The organism is Streptomyces sp. NPDC058307 (assembly GCF_042880295.1).
GTDB lineage: Bacteria > Actinomycetota > Actinomycetes > Streptomycetales > Streptomycetaceae > Streptomyces.
In genome coordinates, this window is record NZ_JBHVYZ010000154.1 from 1 (window position 1) to 2,764 (window position 2,764).

The window sequence follows — 2,764 nt, forward strand, 5'->3', positions numbered from 1 at the left end:
AGCAGGTGAGTGGGGTGCCGGCCAATACGCCGCTGTTCACCTCCCTCTTCAACTACCGGCACAACGCCGCCCAGGAAACCGACGAGAAGCCGGTCGAAGGGATCAGGACCCGCTACAAGCAGGAGCGCACCAACTACCCGCTGAGCGTCGCGATCGACGACGACGGACAGGGACTCTGGCTGACGGTCGATGCGGTGGCCCCGGCAGACTCGGAGGCCGTGTGCGAACTGCTGCACACGGCGGTGGAGAACCTGACGACCGCGCTGGGCGAGGCGCTGGACACCGACACCGACCTGCCGCTTCATGACGTCGACGTCATGGACGACACCGAGCGTCGCAGGGTGCTGGAGCAGTGGAACGATACGGCCGTCGCGCTGCCCGGCACCTTGGTGCCGGAGCTGTTCGAGGCGCAGGCGGCGCGGACCCCGGATGCCGTGGCAGTCGAATGCGACGGGGACGAGTTGACTTATGGGGAGTTGGAGGCGCGGGCGAATCGGCTGGCGCATCGCCTGATGGCCGCGGGGGTGGGGCCGGAGTCGATCGTGCCTGTGCTGTTGGAGCGTTCGGCCGACCTGGTGGTCGCACTCCTGGGCGTGTGGAAGTCGGGGGCGGCCTATCTTCCGGTGGACCCCGGGTATCCGGCGGAGCGCGTGGCGTTCGTACTGGCGGATGCGGGGGCCGAGTACGCGGTGACCACGTCGGGACTGGCCGCTGTGCTGCCCCAGGGCGTGTCCGCGGTGGTGCTCGACGATCCGGATTCGGTGGCCGCGCTTGCGGAGGAGCCGGCGAGCTCTGCAGGTGCGGCACTGCGTCCGGAACATGCGGCGTACGTCATCTACACCTCGGGTTCGACGGGCCGGCCGAAGGGCGTGGTGGTGTCGCACGGAAGTCTGCTGAACTTCCTGAGCGACATGGGCGTGCGCTTTCCGCTCACCGAGCAGGACGTGTGGGTCGGGGTCACCACCGTGTCGTTCGACATCGCCGCCCTCGAGCTGTACCTGCCGCTGATCAGCGGCGCGCGGCTGGTGCTGGCACCGCGGGACGTGGTCGTCGACCCGGTGGAGCTGATCGCTCTGCTGCGCAGGAGCGGCGCGACGATCATGCAGGCGACCCCGTCACTCTGGCGGGCCGTGCTGGCTGAGCTGTCGGAAGCTGACACCGGGCTGCCGGAGATGCGGCTGCTGGTCGGCGGTGAGGCGCTCCCAGCGCCGCTGGCGGACGCGATGAGCGCGCTGGGCGAGACGACGAACCTTTACGGGCCGACGGAGACCACGATCTGGTCGACGGCGGCACAGGTCGACGGGCCGTCACGGACGGATGACACAGATCCGCCGATCGGGCGGCCGTTGGACAACACGCGGGTGTTCGTTCTGGACGATGCGCTGTCCCCGGTGCCGGTGGGTGTGGCGGGTGAGTTGTACGTCGCTGGTGCGGGGTTGGCGCGGGGTTACGCGGGGCGGTCGGGATTGTCGGCCGAGCGGTTTGTGGCGTGTCCGTTCGGGACGGGTGAGCGGATGTACCGCACTGGGGACCGCGTGCGGTGGAGTGGCGACGGCCGGTTGGTGTTCGTGGGGCGTGTGGATGAGCAGGTGAAGATCCGGGGGTTCCGGATCGAGCCGGGCGAGGTGCGGGCGGTCGTCGCCTCGCATCCGGGGGTGGACCAGGCGGCGGTGGTGGCGCGGGAGGACATGCCGGGGGACATGCGGCTGGTGGCCTATGTGGTGGCGAAGGAGGCGCAAAGCACTGCTGCGGGGCTGTCGGAGCCGGTACGGCAATTCGTGGCCGAGCGGTTGCCTGAGTACATGGTGCCGTCGCCGGTGGTGGTGCTGGACGCGCTGCCGTTGACCGCGAACGGGAAGCTCGATCGCCAGGCGTTGCCGATCCCCGCCCCAGGTCAGGAGTCCGGCACGGGTCGAGGCCCGGCCACGGTGCAGGAGGAGCTGCTGTGCGGCGCCTTCGCACAGGTGCTGGGGCTGGCGGATTTCGGCATCGATGACGACTTCTTCCGGTCGGGCGGCCACTCGCTGCTGGCGGTGCGGCTGGTGAGCCGGATACGAAACGTGTTGGGGGTGGAGCTGCCGCTGCGGACGCTGTTCGAGGCGTCGACGCCGGCGGCGCTGGCGGGGCGGTTGGCGGAGGCGGGTGGGGCGCGGTCGGCGTTGGTGGTGCGGGAGCGGCCGGAGCGGGTGCCGTTGTCGTATGCGCAGCAACGGCTGTGGTTCGTCGGGCAGTTGGAGGGCCCGAGTGCGGTCTACAACCTGCCCGTCGCATTGCGGTTGTCGGGGACGGTGGACGCGGGCGCGTTGAACGCGGCGCTGCGGGATGTGCTGGGGCGCCACGAGGTGCTGCGCACGGTGATCGGGGTGGCGGACGGCGAGCCGTACCAGCAGATCATGGAGCTCCCGGAGCTCCAGTGGGACCTGGAGGGTGTCCACGTCGCCGAGGGGGAACTGGCCGCCGCCATCGGACGAGCTGAGGCATGCACCTTCGACCTGGCGACCGAAGTGCCCATCAAGGCCTGGCTGTTCACCACTGGTCCTGAGGCGCACGTGCTGGTGCTGGTGGTGCATCACGTTGCAGGGGACGGCTGGTCCATGGGGCCGCTGGCGCGGGACATCTCGACGGCATACGCGGCCCGTAGGACCGGTCGTACGCCGGAGTGGGATGCGCTGGCGGTGCAGTACGCCGACTATGCGTTGTGGCAGCGGGAGTTGCTGGGGGATGGGGATGATCCGGGCAGTGTGCTGGCCGGGCAGGTGGCGTA

1 protein-coding gene is annotated in these 2,764 nt (G+C 69.9%); it reads left to right on the forward strand.

Going from position 1 to position 2,764, the window contains the following annotated elements; genetic code table 11:
• Positions 1-14: 14 nt before the first annotated feature.
• Positions 15-2,764, forward strand: a 2,750-nt coding sequence (locus tag ACFVYN_RS41200) for an amino acid adenylation domain-containing protein (RefSeq protein WP_390008024.1), incomplete at its 3' end; no start/stop codon positions are given.